The following is an 18,688-nucleotide window of genomic DNA, read 5'->3' as shown; positions in this document are numbered from 1 at the left end:
GGAGAATGGTGCGGCCGGATCGCGCCGGCCGCACCGGCCTTGGGAGGCTTAGCGGGCCGCGGTCCAGCCCTTGTAGTCCTTCAGGTTCTCGGCCGTGATCAGCTTCGGGTCGAGCAGTACGGTGGCCTCGGCCGGCTTCTTGCCGGCGAGCAGGTCGGCCGCCATGGTGAGCGACTGGCCGGCCATCACATAGGGATCCTGCGAGGCCGAGGCCTTGATCATCGATTTGCCGGAAGAAAGTTCCTTCTCGATATCCGGCGCCCCGTCGACCGCGGTGAAGATGAACTCCGAACGGTTGAGCTGCTTGGCGGCGAGCTCCGCGCCGATCGCCGTCGGATCGTTGATGGCGAACACCGCATCGATCTTGTCGAAACGGGTGAGCAGCGACTGGAACACTTTCAAGCCGCCATCGCGGGAGCCTTCGGCGTTCTGGTCGTCGGACAGGATCTTGATGTCGGGATGCTGGGCAAGCACGTTCTTGCAGCCTTTCACCCGTTCCAGGATCGACGACGATGCCGGCCCGTTGAGGATGACGTAGTCGCCCTTGCCGCCGGTGTGGTCGACCAGGTATTGGCAGGCTTCCTCGCCGGCCTTGACGTTGTTGGTCATCACCGTGACGTCGGCACCGGGCGCCGAAACGTCGAAGGCCGCGACGATGATGCCGGCGGCCTGCGCCTTCTTCACCGCCGGAGCGATCGCCTTGGCATCGACCGCGTTCAGCATGATCACGTCGACGCCGGCGGCGATGAAGGAATCGACCTGCGAGACCTGCTTGTTGAGGTCGTAGTCGGCCGATACCGACGTCACCTCGACCTTCGGATTGATCTTCCTGGCCGCGTCCTCGATGCCCTTGATGGTGGCGACGAAGAAGGGGTTGCCGAGCAGGCCGACCGAGATGCCGACCTTGTTGAGGTCCTTGGCCGATGCCGGCGCGATGGCGACGGCCGCAAGGGCGGCGCCGCAGAGCAGTTTGGCGATGGTCTTCATTACGCTTACTTCCTCCTGATGCCCCGCGCCTCTCACGGTGCGTTACACAAGCCGGTCGTTGATGCCGGCGACTAGGTCACTCACGTTCTTGCCCCTGCCTGGAGCCGGTAGCGGTCGAGGGCGACCGCCACGATGATGACCAATCCCTTGATGATGTACTGCCAGATGTCAGAGACACCGGCCAAGATGAGGCCGTTGGAGAGCACCGCGATGATCAGGCCGCCGATCAGCGTGCCCCAGATCGAGCCGACGCCGCCGACGAAACTGGTGCCGCCGAGAATGACGGCGGCGATGGCGTCGAGTTCGTAGCTTTGCCCGAGCTGCAGGCCGTTGGCGGCGTAGAGCCTTGCCGCCGACATGGCGCCGCCAAGGCCGGCAAGCAGGCCGGAAACGCCATAGACGAAGAGCAGCACCAGCGGCACCTTGATGCCGGTCAGTCGAGCTGCCTCGGCATTGCCGCCGACGGCATAAATCCAGGTGCCGAGCACCGTGCGCTTCAGCACCAGCCAGGACAGCACCACCACCGACAGGGCGATGACGACGAGCCAGGGAATGCCGAGTACCGAGCCGTTGCCGATGAAGTCGAACGGCAGGTCGGAGTTGAACACCGTCGTGTCCTGCCCGAGCAGGCGGGCAATGCCGCGCACGGCTGTCAGCGAACCCAGCGTGACGATGAACGGCGGCAGCCTGATATAGGCGATGAGCAGCCCGTTGATGAGCCCGAAGCCGAGCCCCGCCAGAATGGCCGCCGGCACGCCGAGCAGGCCCCAGTCCGGCACCAGCGACACCAGCACCGCCACCATCGCGGCCGCTGCGAGGATAGAGCCGACCGACAGGTCGATGCCGCCGGTCAGGATGACGAATGTCATGCCGGCGGCAAGCACGATGTTGATCGACGATTGCTGCGTGACGATGAGCAGGTTGGTGCCGGTGAGGAAGCGCGGGTTGATGAACTGGAAGCCGGCCGCCAGCAGCACCAGCACGGGCAGCATGCCAAGGGCGGCAAGCGTGGTGCGCAGCCGCCGGCTCCTGACCGCCGCCTGATCCACACTCTTCGTCGCGGTCGTCCTGTCTGTCATCGCTGAGACGCTCCCGTCGCAAGTTCCATGATCGCTTCCTGACGAAGCGGCTCGCCTTCGGATGCCGTCACCTCGCCTGATATGGCGCCGTCGCGCATCACCAGCACGCGGTCGGCGACGCCGATCACCTCGGGCAATTCGCTTGATATCATCAGGATGGCGATGCCCCGGTTGGCGAGATTGTCGATCAGCCGGTAGATTTCCGATTTGGCCCCGACATCGACGCCGCGGGTCGGCTCGTCGAGGATGACGACCTTCGGCTCGGTCTCCAGAAGGCGCGCGAGCAGCACTTTCTGCTGGTTGCCGCCCGACAGCGAGCCGGCATTGGCCTGCGCCGAGTTGGTGCGGATCGACAGGTCGGCAATGGCCTTTGCCGCACGCTTGTCGGCGGCCGTGAAATCGCGAAGGCCGCCGGCTCGCGCGTCCCTGACAAGTACGCCCATGCTGATGTTGTCCGAAATGGACATATCGAGGAACAGGCCGAGTTCCTTGCGGTCCTCGGTGAGGTAGGCGATGCCGGCATCGAGCGCCTCGCGCGGCGAGCCGATGGTTATGGGCTTGCCGTCGAGCTCCATCGTGCCGGCGCTGCGTTTGTCGGCACCGAAGATCAGCCGAGCAAGCTCCGTGCGACCCGAGCCGACGAGGCCCGCCAATGCCAGCACCTCGCCGTGATGAAGATCGAACGAACAGTTCTTCAGCAGGTGCGCGTCGGACATGCCGCGCACCGAGAGCGCGATGGCGCGTTTTCCGTCTGGAGGGCGATGATCCTTCTTGTAGAAGGCGGAGAGATCGCGGCCGACCATCATCGACACCAGGCGCGAGGCGTTGAGGTCGGCGCGCTCGAGCGTACCGACATAGCCGCTGTCGCGCAGCACGCTGACGCGGTCGGCAAGTTGGTAGACTTCCTCCATGCGGTGGCTGATGTAGATGATGGCGATGCCTTGCGCCTTCAGCGTCGCGATCACCTCGAACAGGCGGTCGGTCTCGCGCGAGGTGAGCGATGTGGTCGGCTCGTCCATGACGATGATGCGCGCATTGGTCGACAGCGCCCGGGCGATCTCGACCAGCTGGCGCTCGCCGAGCGACAGGCCGGAGACCAAAGCGCGCGCCGAGAAAGAGACGCCGAGCCGGCCGACGATCTCGGTCGCGCGCCGGTTGCACTGGTCGCGGTCGACGATGCCGAAACGGCGCGGCTCGTTGCCGAGGAAGATGTTCTGCGCCACGGTCAGATTGGGCGCCAACGACAGTTCCTGATAGATCACCGCGATGCCGGCAGCACGCGCCTTGATCGGATCGCCCGTCGCGGCGGGCGCGCCATCGATCAGGATCTCGCCGCCGGGATCCGGCCGATAGGCGCCGGACAGCACCTTCATCAGCGTCGACTTGCCGGCGCCGTTCTCGCCCATCAGCGCATGCAGCTCGCCGGCGTGGACGCTGAGCGAGACGTCCTGCAGGGCACGGATCGCGCCGAAGGTCTTCGAGATGTGGCGCATCTCCAGCACCGGCTGGCGCGTAGCCTGCGTCCGCACCGCCGCGCTCATCGTGCACCACCCGCCGCCTTGGCGGCGGCACCATGCCCGGCAATGAGATCGCGCCAGGCATCGCGATAGCCGGCAAGCCCGCCGAATCGTGTCGCCTGCACCGGCTCCGGCGGCTCGGCGGCAAAGTCGCGCCCCACGCTCTCGAAGGCGAGCGCGGCGGCACCCGTGGCGCTGCCTTCGAGCGAAGCACCTTGCAGGAAACCCTGGCCGGGACGCAGCTGCGCCAGCAGCCCGGCGAGCAAGCCGCCAGTGTTCAGCCCGCCATCGACGATGACGGTATTGTCGGAATGGATGAGGTCGAGGCAGAGATCGATCATCAGCGCCACATAGAGCAGCGCCACGGCAGCGCGTTCACCGGCATCGGGCGTGCGCCCGGCCAACCGGCCGGGGCGATCCGGCATCGGCCCGCCCGCCGCGAAGCTCGGCAGCGCCATGAGGCCGGCATCGATCGCCTGTTGGATCGAGCGATGCGGGATCGGGCCTTGCCAGCCGTCGCTGATGGCGGCGAATTCACGCCCGCCCATGAAGCGGATGGTCGGCACTGGGCCGCCGTCGACATCGACATTGACCAGCATGTCGCGCTCACGGTCGAGCGCTTCGAGCGGACAGTCGGGGTTGAGCACGACGACCCAGGTGCCGGTCGACACGACAGTCAGCGGGCCGAGCTCCTGGCGGCGATAGGCATGCAGCGCCGCATTGGAGTCGTGAACGCCGTTGTGGATGGCGACCGGGCGCCCGGCACCACCGAAGCGCTGCTCGCCGATGACGGCGCCGGCACGTTCGAAAGCCGGCATCTGGCCACGCCAGCCCTCGGCGTCGACCAGCGAGGAGAAATCACGTTTGCGCGGGGCCCACAAATGCGAATGGCAGCCGAGATAGGAGACCTCGCAGACCGGCCGGCCGCCAAGGCGCCAGCTCCAGTATTGGGGATAGCCGAGGATCCATTTCGCCGCCGCGAACGCGTCGGGATCGACTTCCTGCAGCCATAGCATGTGACGGCCATAGTTGAAGCCGAGCGGCAGGCGGGGAGAGAATGTCTCGCCGAAATCCGGGATGCGGCGGTCGATCCGCGCCGCGATTTCGGCCGGTGGCTCCTGTTCGTAGTCGAGGATCGGATGGGTCAGCGCCTTGTCGTCGACAAGAGCGAAGGTACAGCCATGGCCCGACACCATCACCCCTTCGACACCATGGTTTTCGACCGCGTCGGCGACGGCACCGAACGCCCAGTTATGGAGGGCGGCCTCGTCGAGCACGCTGAAGCCGCCTTGGCGCGCCCATTTCGGTTGCGTCCGGCGCTCGTCGAGAATGCGTCCGTCCTGGCCGAAGACGAACAGCTTCGAATTGGTCTTGCCGAAGTCGAGCACCGCCACGTTCACGCGAGGGCTCCCGAGGTTGAAGCGATCCGCACCATGACGCCGGCATCCTCCAGCATGCGCGCATCGGCATCGGAGAGCCCGTCATCGGTCACCAGCGTGCCGATGCGCGACAGCGGCAGCGCGACGTTGCGCGCGTGGATCGACAGCTTGCGGCTGTCGGCCAGCACCACGATCTGGTCGGCGCACAGGCTGAGCTCGACGATGGACCGCACCAGCAGCGGATGCGATTCCAGCAGCCCTTCCTGGTTGAGCCCCTGTGTGCCGAGAAAGAATTTCGAGGCATAGAAGGACGTCGCCTGGGTCGGCGAATGGATGATGCCGGGTTCACGGTGCAGGTCGCCGCCGGCAACCGTCAGGCTGCAATGGCCATGGTCGCTGAGATAGGCCGCGAGCGGCATCGAATTGGTGTAGAGCCGGATGTTGCGGTCGGCGAGCTTGACGCCGAGATGGAAGCAGGTCGAGCCGCCATGGACGATGACCGCGTCGCCATCGCGCACCATGGTCGCGGCGACCGCCGCGATCTGCCGTTTGGCTTCGACGGCAAGGTCGCGGTTCTCGTCATAGGGCCGGGCATAGGCGACGCCCGCATGCGAGGCGCCATCGAGCGCCGAAATGCCGCCATAGACCTTGCGGGCCTCACCGGCCTCGTCGATCCGGTCGATATCGCGCCTGACCGTCGCCGCCGAAACGCCGAGCCGCTCCTGCAACTCGCGCACGGAGGCAAACGGGCGATCCCGCAGCAATTCGACGATCTGACGCTGGCGGCCGAGGTCGCTCAACCTTTCCTCCCTGACGCCATTTCTATGGCAATTGATGCAACTTACTCAACATTAGTTGGATTGCAAGCTGCTTTTGACGATAGTAGATCACTATTGACGCAGATCACTCACATCTGCGATACCAACGCCAACACCGGTCCCGACGACGGGATTTTGTGCAAGCGTTGGAGAAAAGGGCCATGGCAACCCAAGCTGATGCACAGGAACTGGCCGCCTTGCGGGCGCTTTCGGCCAGCATCGGGCTGAACCCGCATATGACGCAGGCGGCGGGCGGAAACACCTCGCTGAAGGCCGGCGACACGCTGTGGATCAAGGCTTCGGGCACCTGGCTGAAGGACGCGCTCAGCGACGACATCATGGTGCCGGTGGCGATGGCGCCGTTGCTGGAGGCCGTCGACCGGCGCGACCCGGCCGCCGACAAGCCACAGGCTTTCGCCATCGAAGACCTCAATCCGCGTGGCCTGCGTCCGTCGATCGAGACCACGGTGCATGCCTTGATGCCGCAACGCGTGGTTCTGCACGTCCACTGCGTCGACACGATTTCGCTGGCCGTGCAAGCCGATGGCGAGGCCGAGGTCGCCAAGCGGCTGGGCGGCATCGAATGGGCCTGGGTGCCCTATTTCCGGCCGGGCCTGCCGCTCGCCCGTGGCATTGCCGAGAGATTGCGACCCGGCGTCGACGTACTGATCCTTGGCAATCACGGACTGGTGGTCGCCGCGGAAACCGTCCCCGACGCACAGGCCTTGCTGCACCGCGTCCGGTCGCTGCTGGCGCGGCCGGCGCGCGCGACCGCCGCACCCGACATCGCCGCCCTGACGACGCTAGCCGGCGACTACCGGTTACCGGCGGATATCGAAGCGCATGCTGTCGCGATCGATGCGGAAAGCCTGCACATGGCCGAGGCCGGCAGCCTCTATCCGGACCATGTCATATTCCTTGGCCAGGGCTCGGTCCTGGCGAGGCCGGGCGAGGACGTGGCCGGCGTCGTCGCGCGGCTCGGCGCGGCGCCACCGGCGATCCTGTTTCCCGGCGCCGGCGTGCTGATGCGCGGCGACGCCAGCGCCGGTGCCGACGCCATGCAGCGTTGCCTGGCCGACGTGACCGCGCGCGTCGATGGCAAGGCGCGGCTGAACTATCTCACGGCCGCCGAGAATGACGAACTGGTCAACTGGGACGCCGAGCAGTATCGCCAGAAGCTCAACGCCGCCGGCACGGCCTGACAAGGAACGGACGACATGACGCCACTTGTCGTCGGCATCGACATCGGCACCTCCGGCGCCCGCGCGGTCGCCATGCGCCGGGATTTTTTCATTGCCGCCCAATCCGCCGTGCCTCTCGACAGGTTCGGCCCGAACCCCCGCGATCCCCGGACATGGTGGCAAGCGGTCCAGGCGGCGCTGGCCGGGCTGCTTTCAAGCATAGACCGTGCCACGGTCCGCGCCATCGCCGTCGACGGCACATCGGGCACGCTGCTGCCGGTCGACACTGATGGGCGGCCCCTGGCCGAGCCGCTGATGTACAACGACAAGGTCGATGACGGAGACATCCTGGCCATCGTCGCCCGCGAGGCGCCGGAAACGAGCGCCGCCCACGGGCCGACTTCAGGCCTCGCCAAGGCGCTCCGATTCCAGCGTCTGCCTGGCGCGGCGGCCGTGCTGCACCAGGCCGACTGGATCGCCGGCAACCTGTCCGGACGCTTCGACGTCAGCGACGAGAACAATGCGCTCAAGACCGGCTATGACGTCGAGGCTCGCCGCTGGCCGGATTGGGTCGCGGCCACCGGCATGCGCATGAATTTACTGCCTGATGTCGTCGAGCCGGGCGAGGTCAGCGGCACGCTTACCACGGCCGCCGCCGCGCTTTTCGGCTTGCCGCGCGATGTGGTTGTGGTTGCCGGCACCACGGACGGCTGCGCCTCATTCCTGGCGACGGGCGCTACGGCAGCCGGCGACGGCGTCACCGCATTGGGTTCCTCGCTGACCATCAAGATCCTGTCCGACCGGCCGATCTCGGCGCCGCGCTTCGGCATCTACAGCCATCGTCTTGGCGACACCTGGCTGGCCGGCGGCGCATCGAATTCCGGTGGCAAGGTGCTGGCGCGGCATTTTCCGCTCGCGCGGATCATCGAGCTCAGCACCATGATCGACCCCGCGACCGAGACCGGCCTCGACTATTATCCGCTCGCCACATCGGGCGAACGCTTCCCGATCGCCGATCCGGCGCTCCCCCCGCGCCTCGTCCCGCGCCCGGCGGATGATGCCGACTATCTCAAGGCGATGTTCGAAGGCATGGCCGCGATCGAAGCGCTCGGCTATCGCCGGCTTGGCGAGCTCGGCGCGCCGGCGCTGACTTCGGTGCGCAGCGTCGGCGGCGGCGCGGCAAATCCGGCGTGGAGCGCGATCCGGCAGCGTAAGCTCGGCGTTGCGTTCTTGCCGGCTTTGTCGGACGAGGCCGCTGCCGGAGCGGCGCGCCTGGCGTTGAAGGGTGCGAACGAGGCGGGGCTGCTATGAGCGGGAAACTGGCTGAACGCCTCGACGGCATCGGACCGCTGGAGGAGCGCTACCAGGTCTTCCTGGTCGACCAGTTCGGCGTGCTGCATGACGGCTCGGCCCCCTATCCCGGTGCGGTGGTGGCCTTGGCGGCACTGAAGCGCGCCGGAAAGACCGTGGTGCTGGTCTCCAACTCCGGCAGGCGCGCCAAGCCCAACGAAGACCGTTTGCTGAGGCTCGGCTTCGAGCCCGGAAGCTGGGATCATTTCGTTTCCTCCGGCGAGGTGGCGTGGCGATCCTTCCACGAAATGGCGGCGACCGGAGCGTTGCGCCCCGGCACGAACTGCCTGTTGATCAGCCGCGATAATGACCGCACAGCGATCGAGGGCCTGCCTTTTGTATTGACCGGAACCGGCGATACCGCCAACCTGGTACTGATCGCGGCCAGCGAGGGCGACCGCTACGACCTCGAGCATTATCGCCGCTTGCTGGCCCCGGCGGCGGCGCGAAAAGTGCCATGCTTCTGCACCAATCCCGACAAGATCATGCTGACGGCGGTCGGGCCCCGCTTCGGCGCCGGCGAGATCGCCGATCTTTACGAGAGCCTGGGCGGCAGCGTCACCCGCATCGGCAAGCCCGGCCCGGCGATCTTCGAAGCGGCGCTCGCGCTCGCCGGCGAACCAAAGCGCGGCAGCGTGGTCTGCGTCGGCGACAGCGTCGAACACGATATTGCAGGCGGCAATGGCGTCGGCATCGCGACGGCACTGGTGATGGGTGGGATATTGGCCGACACGCCTGACCTCGCCGCTGTCTTCGATGAGCATAAGGCCTGGCCGGACTATACGATGGGGTCCTTCAGCTTTCGCTGACCGCCGCCAGAATCCGCCTTGCACTCTCCTCGTCGGTGATCAGGATTGTGGGCGCAATCAGGTTCATTGCGCCGAGCAGGGCGTCGGTCTTCTCCGCGCCGCCGGAGGTCAGAATGCGGATTGGCGCCTTGCGCAGCCGGTCGACATCCACCGACATCACATGGTTGTTGACGGGATGATCGACCAGATCGCCATTGCGGTCGTAGAAGTGGAACAGGAGGTCCCCGACGGCGCCGCGCGCCAGCAGCGCCTCCCGGTCCGCTTCCCTGAGGAAGCCGCCGCGCGAGAAGGTGGTGGCCGAAGCGATCCCGCCGACACTCAGCAGAACGGCGTCGAGCGCGTCGGCCATTTCAAAAACCTCCTGCAGGCCGCAGCGTTCGATCAGCGCGATCTTGGTCTCGACGCTGTCGACGACGGCTGGCGTCGGCATCAGATAGCCGTCGCCCTGGAAGATCTGGGCGAAGCGCCAGGCGAACTCGGCCGGGTTGACCCGGCGCGCGACGCCGACGCCGCCAAGCAGCGAAATCACCTTGAAATCGGTCAGCGATTTGGCGCTGATGAACGGCAAGGTGTGGAACAGCGTATTGCCCCAGCCGACACCGACCTGCATGCCGGATTTCATAGCGTCGGACAGGAACATGCCGGTCTTGGCGGCTATTGCCGGGATCGGATCGGCACTGGCCGCCGTCAGCGGCGCCACCAGCGCCTGCTGGAGGCCGAAGGTCTTTTCCAGCGCGCGCTCCAGCCGCACGATCTCTAGAAGCTCGCTCTCGATGGTGATCTTGACCTCGTTGCGCGACCGCGCCTCCGCCAGCATGCGCACGATGGTGACGCGGCCGACGCCGAGCACATCGGCGATCTCGTTCTGCGTCATCTGCTCGACGAAATACATCCAGGCGGCGCGGATCCTGAGGCGGTCCGTGCGGCTCTCGCTGACGATCTGCTCGGTCGCTTCCGCTCCTGCCCGCCTTTCGTCGGTCCGCCTTTCCTCGGGCCGTCTTTCCACGATTTGTCGTCCCCTGGCCAATCATCCCTCCCCCGCGGCGGACGAGTGCGCCGTCGCCGATTCTGCATGCTGGTCTAGTATCGCCTATTGATCTACCAATCGATAGGAACAATGTAGAGTCGGTGGTGCCCGTCGCAGGTGGCGCCGCACGGCACATTCGAGGCTAACCGCGATGCTCCGACAAATCTCCGAAGATGTCCGCGTCAACCTCAAGGACCGGCTGCGGGAAGTCCGCGACATCATCCGCCAGAGCCGCCATGACGGCGCCAGCGAGGCCAGCCTGCTGCGCGAAGCAACCAGCCATCTGCCGCCATTTCCGGGCAAAGGCATCGAAGGCCTGCTCAGCCATGCCGCGAGTGCCGTCGACGAAGCGCTGTCGATCGCCGAATCCTTCGTCCCGCACGAGCGCCCGATAAGAGTGGACGGAACGACCGTAAAAGGCCTCGCCACCTATTTCCCGGCCGGTGACGAAGACCAGCAATTGAGCGCCGAGCGCCTGTTCCGGCGCGACATGTACTATCTGACCAAGGCAGTGCTTGCCGGGCTGAAGATCGACCACGCCCGTATCCATGAAGCCGGTTTCGCCGCCGTCCACGCGGCCATGCGCAAGCGCCATGGCGAATTGTTGGCTGCGCTGGCCGCGCCGGGTGCCGGACTGCAGGCCATCGCGGCCATCTGCGCGGCACTGCTGGTCGAGTTGCTCAACCAGCGTCCGGTCCGCTTTGGCGAAGCCGCGCCGGAAACGAGCGCTGCCGGCGGCCAGGCGCTCGACGTAAGCTGCCTGGCGCCGGTCGTCCTGGCCTGCGGCCTGGCGACCACCGGTCGTGACGGCGCGCCGGAGCCCGACATGCTGGAAATCGCGATTCTGGCGGCCGACATACGCCATGAGCGCATTGCCCAAGCCTGCGCCAAGGCGAGCCCGGTCGATGAATTGGCACCTGTGTTCGCCACCTTGCTTGCGCATCTGCCGTAAGCTCCGGCGGCGATTGCGGGAACTACTCCCCGGCTGCCATCGCCGTGATCGTCTTCTTGGCGCGCTGGATCGAGGCCGGGCTCATCGACAGCTCGGTCAGGCCCATCTCCAGGAAGGCCGGAATGAGATCCGGCCGGCCCGCCGCTTCGCCGCACATGCCGACCATGATGCCGGCGGCGACGCCGGCCTTGGCCGTCAGCCCGATCGCCGACATGACCGCCGGATTGGTGACGTCGTTGAGCTTCGCAACGGTCGGGTTGAGCCGATCGGCCGCCATGATGTACTGGGTCAGGTCGTTGGTGCCGATCGAGAAGAAAGCCACTTCCTTGGCCAGTGCCGGGGCGATCAGCACGGCGGCCGGGGTTTCGATCATCACGCCGAGATCGAACGTCGCATGCGGCACGCCTTCGGCCTTGAGTTCGGCGGCGCATTCGGCGACAAGAACGCGCGTCTGCCGCACCTCGCCAAGATCGGAGACCATCGGCAGCATCACCTTGATGTTGCCGTGCACGGCCGCCCTCAGCAGCGCCCTGAGCTGGCGCTTGAAGATATCGGGCCGGTCGAGGCACATGCGGATGCCGCGCCAACCGAGGAAGGGGTTCTCCTCGTCGGGGAACTCGATGCCGGCAATCGGCTTGTCGCCGCCGATGTCGAGCGTGCGCACGATGACCGGATAGGGTGCGAAGGCCTTGGCCAGCGCCGCATAGGTCTCGGCCTGCATGTCCTCCGACGGAAGGTGCATATGGCGCATGAACAGGAGCTCGGTGCGGAACAGGCCGACACCCATGGCGCCGGCCTCTTGCGCTGCCTCGATCTCTTCCAGCGAGCCGATATTGGCCGCGACCTCGATGACCCTGCCGTCCGCCAGCTTCGGCGTCACCGTCTTGAAAGCCGTCAGGCCGGCACGCTCCTTCGCCGCCGCTTGGACACGACCGGCGAAATCGGCGCGCGTCGCCGCATCGGGGTCGATGATCACCTGGCCGCTGTTGCCGTCGAGCGCCACCTCTTGTGCCGTGCGCAAGAGGTGGATCCGGTCGCCAAGGCCGAGCACCGCCGGAATGCCATGCGAGCGGGCGATGATGGCGATGTGCGAGGTGGCGCCGCCATGGCCGCACACCACGCCGCCGATGCGTTTCAGCGGCGCCCGCGCCAGATCCCAGGCCCCGATATCATCGGCGATCAGGATCGCACCTTGCGGGATGTTCTCGAGGCTGACGTCGTCCTGGCCAAGCAGCACTAGGCTGATCTGCCGTCCGACCGCATGGACATCGTCCGCCCGCGCATTGAGATAATGATCGTCGACGGCGCTGAAGTCGGCGGCGATGGTGGAGGCGGCGGTGATCGCGGCCGAAACCGCGTCATTGCCGCCCTTGATTGCCTTCTCGGCCTCGCCGGTCAGGCTGTCGTCGGCGGCGATATCCCTCAGCGCCGCGACGATGCCGCGGTCACCGGCCGACAGACCATCCTGCGCCAAGGCCCGGTCCATGCGTGCCTGGACGGCGGCGACGGCGGCGCGAAACCTGTCGATCTCGCCGGCGATCTCATCGGCCTGCAGCATCCGGCCCTGCCCGGCGATGTCAGGCGGGAAATGTGCAAAAGCCGGCCCGATAGCGACGCCCTCGCTTGCGGCGACACCGCGCAAACCACTGCTTGCTTCGCCTGATGCAGCCGGCGCGGACCGGGGCCCTGGCGCGGGCGCCGCTTCCTTGCCCTGGTCAGTGGCTGGAGCGTGGGTGTCTTCGTCGTCGAGACCCGCCTTGGGGTTCTCGAGATAGCCGATCAGCGCCTCGATCGCCTCGATGGCGTCGGCGCCGTTCGCCCGCACGGTGACTTCCTGGTTTTCCTTGACCGCCAGCAGCATCAGCTTGACCGAGCTCTTGGCACTGACCGCCTTGCCGTCCTTGACCAGTTCGACGTCGGATTCGAAAGCCTTGGCGAGCTTGACGAAGCGCGTGGCGGGACGGGCGTGCAAACCTTCATGCACTCTGACGATGGTCGAGCGTTCCATGGCAAATACTCTGCTTTTTTGGGCGCCAAAGCCAGACTGGCTGGGCGCGAATGCTTTCAGGCGGCGATGGTGATGATCGCGTCTGTCTTCAGCGCTGCCACGAGGGCTTGCGTATCGACCTGCGATGCGCAGATCTCGCCCGGCCTTTCGGCCTCGGTGGCGCCGTTGAACGAGATGACGACGTGGCCCATCTCGAGCACCTTGCTCCAGGCGCTGGAGCCGACGGCGGTTATGACAGCCGAAACCGGGCCAAGGGTGATCGACGCGCCCTTTTCAGGCGCGCCGTCGCTAGGTCCGATCTCGGCCTTGTGGAGCACCGAGACCTCGGCAAGCTCCGGTGGCGAGCCATCCGCGAACAGGATGACCACGCCGCCCTCGGCGAGGTCCGCCACTTCGGGTCCTATTGCCGTGACCCGTGTCTTGAGAAGAACCGACATATGGCGAACCTCGTTATTTCTGGTGTTTAGAACACGATCAGGGAAACGACCCAGGCGATCAGCACCGAGACCGGACCCATGATCTGGCGGCTGATGAGCACCGCCGGCACGCCGATTTCGATGGTTTTCGGCTTGGCTTCACCCAGTGCGAGGCCGACGGGAACGAAGTCGCAGCCCACCTGGGTGTTGTAGGCAAACAGAGCCGGCAGCGCCATCGCCGGAGAGATCGTACCGTTGGCAATCTGCGGGCCGATGATGGCGACGCCGATAACCTGCGCGATGACAGCGCCTGGCCCCAGGATGGGCGACAGGAACGGCAGGCCGCAAATAGCCGAGATGATCAGCAGGCCGACGATATTGTTGGCCAGCGGACCCATCGGCTGCGCCAGCACGTCACCGACGCCGGTATACAGGATCAGACCGATGAGCATGGTCACGAAGGCCATGAATGGCAGCACGTTGCGGATGACCTGGTCGATGGTGCGGCGGCCGGCATTGAAGAAGATGCCGACGACACGACCCATGACGCGGCCGATCGTGCTGATGAAACCGATCAGGCCACCCTCGCTGGGCAGCGCCGTCGGCGTCGCTGTGTTGTTGGTCGAACCCATCGATGCTGCTCCCCCTGCAGTCGTGACCGCCTCGGACCCGTCCGCCATTGTGACGTCGGCCGGCTTGACGCCCGAAACATAGATATCCTCGGTGATGAACTGGGCGAGCGGCCCGGACTGTCCGACCGGCGTCAGGTTGACGGTCGGGATACGCTTGCGCGGATAGACGCCGCATCGTGCGGTGCCGCCGCAGTCGACGACGACAACCGCCATTTCGCTTTCGATCGGCGGCGCCTTGAAGCCGTCGACGGCTTCAGCGCCGGTCATATCGGCGATGAGCTGCGCCACCGGATGAATGCCTCCACCGGTGACGGAAACAACCTTGCTGCGCTGTTCGGTCGGCTCGATCACAAGCGGACCGCCCCACCCTGTTTTGCCCCGGGTGATCCGTACGGCTTTGTATGTCTTGGCCATGATGTCCTCCCCGCCCTTACAGCTCGACGCCCTGGCGGCGTGCCATGATGGCGGTGATGCGCTCGGTCAGCATGCCCTTGAGCAGGATGACGACGAGGCCGACGATGGCGTACCAGATGGCAACCTTGACATGGTAGCCGGCGGCGATGACGCCGCGCTTCTCGAGATCGAGCAAGGCCACGAGCATGCCTCCCCAGACGAAATATTCGCCAGGGTTGATGTGCGGAAAGAGGCCGAGCGGCGGATGCACGTAGGACACGGCCGCGTCATAGAAGGCCGGCTTGTGCTTTTCTTCCAGGAACGAGCCGAAGGTGTAAGCCATCGGGTTGGTGAGGAAGAACACCGCCAGCAGCGGCAGCACGGTATAGCGGGTCAGCGCGATGCGGCCAGCACCACGTGCCAGACCGTGGACCCGCTCTTCGCCGACCAGTTCGGTGACGGCGTAAAAGGCGGTCATCAGCACCACAAGCGTCGGGATGATGCCGGTGACAAAGCCGGCGAAAACCTCGCCGCCCTTCTGGAAAATGCCGATGAAGTACTTGCCGATGGCAGTCAGCCAGCCAAGCTGCTCTTCCTGCTGCACGTTTTTCAGCTGTTCCTTCAGCTGATCGGCGGTGACCGGCCCGCTGTCGGTCTGCGCCTGCGCCAGGACCACGAGATGATCGGAAGCATGCTCGACGGCGAGCCTGCCATGCAATGCAGCATCCGAGACCATGGCACCCGCGACATGCAAATTGTGCACGGCCATGTCGGCATGCTGCGCCAACAACGAAAATACAGACATTTCTCCTCCTTATGCCGGCCCGCCGGTTGATCCCAGTCGGCGCACGGCCTCCTCTATGCCCTTGCTACATTCAAGCCGGCCAAACCCGGCTTCTTCCCCGGCTCCGACCGTGCTTTGTCGATCTGTTCGATCGCCCGCTTCACGGCCTCGGCCACACCGGGTTCCCCCTCCCCCATGATCGCAGGGTTGGACCGGAGTCGATCGAGGGGAACGCCCTCGAATTCTTCATGTCGCTTGAATTTGGTGAACACGGAACGGCCGCTCATCACCATCATGCGGCGCACGATCAAGTCGGGCGTAACCACGACCAGCGCGATCGTTCCCTTGGCAAATCGGCCGCGAAAATTGCCGGCTCCGACGAAGCCGTCCTTGTACTGGTCGGTGACGCCCCGGAAGACATCCGAATAGTGCCGCATCTGCAGCCAGACGCCGAGCGACTGCAACGCCCACACAATAACCAGCAGAAGCAGTCCCCACTGCCAAATCGCCATTCGGTTCTCCTCCCGAAGCCTCAGTCGAGGCGCACCTTGGACCGGCGCACGACAACAGCGAAGTGAGAACATTTGTTTCCGCGAATGTCAATATGTATGATATTGACCTCAACCACGGTCATCCACAGGGCCGCCGCGCGATTACGGCGGGGGCACGACTGTGCTAACCTGTGGGGAAACGGGATACAGGAAATGGAACTGCCCTTCAGGGATGAACTGGCCCTCATGCCCGACCTGCGCCACCGGCTGCGGCAGTTGCGCTGGTTCCGCGCCACCTTCCGCGGCAGCGCCAAGGTGGTCTCGGACACATTCGGCGTACGCTTCGAAATCGACGAGGCGAAGCTGACCCGGGCTTTTCTCGACTGGGTCGAGGTCATGGAAGCGCAGAAGCGCTTTGCCGCGATCGACCGCGCCGATTTCATCGTCTTTGCCGCCGGCCTCGTCCTGCGCGAACTGATAAAACAGGCGCCGGCAAGAGAAATCTCCGGCCTCACCCAGCTCATCGAAACGGATCGGAATGCCGGCACGCTGGACATCATCCGTTTCTGGCCGGAAGGCTTTCTCTACACCAACTACTGTGTCTCGGTGATTTCGGCGATCTACGAGCAGGAGTTTGGCTCGGCGCCCAGTATCGACAAATGCGCCGACGACCTGCGCACCTGGTGGTCCTATCGCGAGAACGTCACCGAAATACCGGCCTATGCCGTGGCTTTCCTCGACCGCTTCCTGGGGGCGGAACCGAACTGGATCACGCCCGATCGCGCACAGTCGCGGCAGGCCATGCAGCGGGCGCTGGGGTCCTCCCGCGCCAGCGACGTCTTGCGCCAGCTTTGAATCGGCCTTTATCACCTCCTATCCACGAGGCCGAGCGTGCCCGCTATTGAACATTTGACTTTTTGTCGATAGCGATGTGCGAATTCTGACAGAGGCCGGGAGAAACGCGTGGCGCCGTCAAGACTGATCATTTTCGATTGCGACGGCGTTCTCGTCGACAGCGAGCCGCTGGCCGCCAAGGCCTATGAACGTGTCTACGATAAGCATGGCATGCCTGGCGTTCACGGCGGCATCATCGCCCAGTGCGTCGGCATGAAACAGGCCGACATCATCGTCAGGATCAAGGAGTTGACCGGCCATCAGTTTCCCGCGTCGGCCGACGGCGATATCTGGGCCGAGACCAAGGTGCTTTTCACCGAAGAGTTGAAGCCAACGCCTGGAATAGGCTCGTTTCTGGAAACGCTTGCCGGCGACCGCTGCGTTGCCTCCTCATCCTCCGTCGAGCGCATAAACCACAGCCTGGCGGTGACCGGATTGGCGCGCTTCTTCGGCGATGCGATCTACAGTTCCTCGATGGTCAAGAACGGCAAGCCGGCACCGGACATCTTCCTTTTCGCGGCTGCCAGGATGGGGACCAACCCAGCCGACTGCATCGTCATCGAGGATTCGCCTTTCGGCATCCAGGGCGCGGTCGCCGCCGGCATGACGGCGATCGGCTATACCGGCGGCGGCCATACTTATGCCGAGCATGCCGCACGGCTGACGGCGGCAGGTGCCGATTTCGTCTGCGCCGACTGGCAAGAAGTTAGCCGGCAATTGGCTGGACTTGGTGTGCCAGCCTAAGTGGCAGAGGCTAAAGAGGATGGTTTGGCGGCCATTCGCTGCGTGGAATCTCGGAGCCGACACGGAAGCCGAACGACAGGACCCTGGTCGCATCGGCATCCACCTCGCATCGGAAGCTCAGTTGGTACCATGTGGTTGTCGTGCTGAAGGCCGCTTCGGGGCGGTCGAGAACATTGCCGGCTTTCAGCGGAATTGTCGGCAGCCATTTGGGAGAATAGTCGGCACCCTGCAGCTCCTGGTCCAGCACGTTGGCGCAAAGGGTCGCAACGCGCTGACTGCGAGGTACGCCGCTCATGGAACTCGTGGCCAACGCGTCGCCGGTAGCGCCCTGCGAGTAGAGTTTCCGAACCCCCGGAAGACCGGAATACATTGGTGATCCAGCACCTGCGTCGTTCGTGGAATTTGAGGCGGTGGCTTTTCCGGCCCGGGACTTCAGGGCTTTTTCAGACTTGAACTTCATCGTCTTGACGACTTTGGCCTTGGGCTTTTCGGTCGCGGCCCCGGTCTTGGCGTCGCTCTCGGCTGGCGACGGCTTTGGCTCTACGGCTGCTTGCTGATCGGAAGCTTTTGGCGCAGCCTGCTGTTTATCAGCGTCTTCCGTGACCTGCTTTTCCTCGCTCGGCGTGGGCTTGGCGACGGTCGGCTCGGTTGGCGGATTCTCATCGGCTTTGCTCGCATCCGGCCGCTGCTCCGCGTTTGCCGTCGCTGCAGGCTTGTTCTCGGCGGACTTGGGCACGACCGGAGGCTTCGAGGCCTCATCCTTTGCAGGCGACGGCGCATTGTCCTTGGCCGCCCCCCCATCCAGGGATTTCTTCGGTCCGGTATCTTTGTCGCCATACTGAAAAACGCGCTTCAAAGCGGTGTCATCAGGTTGTTTGCGCGGCTGTTCGGGTGGCTTTTCAACCTTCTGCTCTGGGGGCTTCTCAGCCTTCGGTTCCGGCGGTTTCTCGGCTTTGAGCGGCTGCGGTTTTGGCTTGTCGGGCGGAGGCAAGAGCGCGACGCTTATCGGTTGCTCCTGCTGGGGCTCTTGTGAGGCTTTTGACAGGCCGTAGATGAAGAACGATGCGACAAGCGCATGCAGGACCAGCGATGCGGCCAAGGCCCACAGCAGATTCCGGCGCCATTCGCGTGTCTCATCCTTCATCTCTTCCGATGTGGAATGAAATAGCGGCGGCTTCAAGCATAAGCACCGGATTGACGCCATTTAGCCGCTGACAGCTTGGTGAT

The 18,688-nt window shown here is 65.1% G+C and carries 18 protein-coding genes; 6 read left to right on the top strand and 12 right to left on the bottom strand.

The window, feature by feature from the left end; genetic code table 11:
- Positions 1-48: 48 nt before the first annotated feature.
- From MESAU_RS07620 to MESAU_RS07600, 5 genes are all read right to left on the bottom strand, one after another.
- Positions 49-987, bottom strand: a complete 939-nt coding sequence (locus MESAU_RS07620; RefSeq protein ID WP_015315481.1) for an ABC transporter substrate-binding protein — start codon at positions 985-987, stop codon at positions 49-51.
- A gap of 80 nt (positions 988-1,067) precedes the next feature.
- The gene (locus MESAU_RS07615) at positions 1,068-2,066 is read right to left on the bottom strand and encodes an ABC transporter permease subunit (protein WP_015315480.1); all 999 of its coding nucleotides are present in this window, start codon (positions 2,064-2,066) and stop codon (positions 1,068-1,070) included.
- Positions 2,063-3,607, bottom strand: a complete 1,545-nt coding sequence (locus MESAU_RS07610) for a sugar ABC transporter ATP-binding protein (RefSeq protein ID WP_015315479.1) — start codon at positions 3,605-3,607, stop codon at positions 2,063-2,065. Before MESAU_RS07610 ends, MESAU_RS07615 begins: the two co-directional genes overlap by 4 nt.
- Positions 3,604-4,983 (bottom strand): FGGY-family carbohydrate kinase, encoded by a 1,380-nt coding sequence (locus MESAU_RS07605; protein WP_015315478.1) that lies wholly within the window; start codon positions 4,981-4,983, stop codon positions 3,604-3,606. The genes MESAU_RS07610 and MESAU_RS07605 overlap by 4 nt, the downstream gene beginning before the upstream one ends.
- Positions 4,980-5,762: a DeoR/GlpR family DNA-binding transcription regulator gene (locus MESAU_RS07600; protein WP_015315477.1), complete on the bottom strand. Its 783-nt coding sequence runs from the start codon at positions 5,760-5,762 to the stop codon at positions 4,980-4,982. Before MESAU_RS07600 ends, MESAU_RS07605 begins: the two co-directional genes overlap by 4 nt.
- A 179-nt stretch (positions 5,763-5,941) precedes the next feature.
- On the opposite strand from MESAU_RS07600, the gene MESAU_RS07595 reads away from it, so the two are divergent.
- Genes MESAU_RS07595 through MESAU_RS07585 form a run of 3 tightly spaced genes read left to right on the top strand, consistent with a single transcriptional unit; the run spans position 5,942 to position 9,120 of the window.
- Complete coding sequence (locus tag MESAU_RS07595; protein ID WP_015315476.1) at positions 5,942-6,982, top strand: class II aldolase/adducin family protein; 1,041 nt, start codon at positions 5,942-5,944, stop codon at positions 6,980-6,982.
- Between the two features lie 15 nt (positions 6,983-6,997).
- On the top strand, positions 6,998-8,272 hold the full coding sequence (locus MESAU_RS07590; RefSeq protein WP_015315475.1) for an FGGY-family carbohydrate kinase: 1,275 nt from the start codon (positions 6,998-7,000) through the stop codon (positions 8,270-8,272).
- Positions 8,269-9,120 (top strand): TIGR01459 family HAD-type hydrolase, encoded by an 852-nt coding sequence (locus MESAU_RS07585; protein ID WP_015315474.1) that lies wholly within the window; start codon positions 8,269-8,271, stop codon positions 9,118-9,120. The genes MESAU_RS07590 and MESAU_RS07585 overlap by 4 nt, the downstream gene beginning before the upstream one ends.
- Here the strand turns inward: MESAU_RS07585 and MESAU_RS07580 are convergent.
- Positions 9,107-10,126 carry a sugar-binding transcriptional regulator gene (locus MESAU_RS07580; RefSeq protein ID WP_051041246.1) on the bottom strand — a complete coding sequence of 340 codons (1,020 nt, stop codon included), beginning with the start codon at positions 10,124-10,126 and terminating at the stop codon, positions 9,107-9,109. The two genes, MESAU_RS07585 and MESAU_RS07580, sit on opposite strands and share 14 nt — an antisense overlap.
- Before the next feature lie 172 nt (positions 10,127-10,298).
- Between MESAU_RS07580 and MESAU_RS07575 the strand changes: the two genes are divergently transcribed.
- Positions 10,299-11,099 (top strand): hypothetical protein, encoded by an 801-nt coding sequence (locus MESAU_RS07575; RefSeq protein ID WP_015315472.1) that lies wholly within the window; start codon positions 10,299-10,301, stop codon positions 11,097-11,099.
- Between the two features lie 22 nt (positions 11,100-11,121).
- Here the strand turns inward: MESAU_RS07575 and ptsP are convergent, their stop codons facing one another.
- The 5 genes from ptsP to MESAU_RS07550 are packed head-to-tail and all read right to left on the bottom strand — an operon-like array spanning position 11,122 to position 15,844.
- Complete coding sequence (gene ptsP, locus MESAU_RS07570; protein ID WP_015315471.1) at positions 11,122-13,107, bottom strand: phosphoenolpyruvate--protein phosphotransferase; 1,986 nt, start codon at positions 13,105-13,107, stop codon at positions 11,122-11,124.
- Positions 13,108-13,163: 56 nt separating this feature from the next.
- Positions 13,164-13,544 carry a PTS glucitol/sorbitol transporter subunit IIA gene (locus MESAU_RS07565; protein WP_015315470.1) on the bottom strand — a complete coding sequence of 127 codons (381 nt, stop codon included), beginning with the start codon at positions 13,542-13,544 and terminating at the stop codon, positions 13,164-13,166.
- Between the two features lie 26 nt (positions 13,545-13,570).
- Positions 13,571-14,569, bottom strand: coding sequence for a PTS glucitol/sorbitol transporter subunit IIB (gene srlE / locus MESAU_RS07560; protein ID WP_015315469.1), 999 nt, complete (start codon positions 14,567-14,569; stop codon positions 13,571-13,573).
- A gap of 16 nt (positions 14,570-14,585) precedes the next feature.
- Positions 14,586-15,353 carry a PTS glucitol/sorbitol transporter subunit IIC gene (gene srlA / locus MESAU_RS07555; protein WP_015315468.1) on the bottom strand — a complete coding sequence of 256 codons (768 nt, stop codon included), beginning with the start codon at positions 15,351-15,353 and terminating at the stop codon, positions 14,586-14,588.
- A 53-nt stretch (positions 15,354-15,406) separates the two neighbouring features.
- On the bottom strand, positions 15,407-15,844 hold the full coding sequence (locus MESAU_RS07550) for a transcriptional regulator GutM (RefSeq protein WP_015315467.1): 438 nt from the start codon (positions 15,842-15,844) through the stop codon (positions 15,407-15,409).
- A gap of 192 nt (positions 15,845-16,036) precedes the next feature.
- Between MESAU_RS07550 and MESAU_RS07545 the strand changes: the two genes are divergently transcribed.
- Positions 16,037-16,678 (top strand): hypothetical protein, encoded by a 642-nt coding sequence (locus tag MESAU_RS07545; RefSeq protein ID WP_015315466.1) that lies wholly within the window; start codon positions 16,037-16,039, stop codon positions 16,676-16,678.
- A 108-nt stretch (positions 16,679-16,786) separates the two neighbouring features.
- Positions 16,787-17,461 (top strand): HAD family hydrolase, encoded by a 675-nt coding sequence (locus MESAU_RS07540; protein ID WP_015315465.1) that lies wholly within the window; start codon positions 16,787-16,789, stop codon positions 17,459-17,461.
- Between the two features lie 10 nt (positions 17,462-17,471).
- Here the strand turns inward: MESAU_RS07540 and MESAU_RS07535 are convergent, their stop codons facing one another.
- Complete coding sequence (locus tag MESAU_RS07535; RefSeq protein ID WP_015315464.1) at positions 17,472-18,605, bottom strand: DUF930 domain-containing protein; 1,134 nt, start codon at positions 18,603-18,605, stop codon at positions 17,472-17,474.
- Between the last annotated feature and the right edge of the window lie 83 nt (positions 18,606-18,688).

Origin of the sequence: Mesorhizobium australicum WSM2073 (assembly GCF_000230995.2) — a bacterium.
GTDB lineage: Bacteria > Pseudomonadota > Alphaproteobacteria > Rhizobiales > Rhizobiaceae > Mesorhizobium > Mesorhizobium australicum.
Note: the sequence above shows the minus strand (reverse complement) of the source record. Positions and strands in the feature narration are given on the sequence as shown.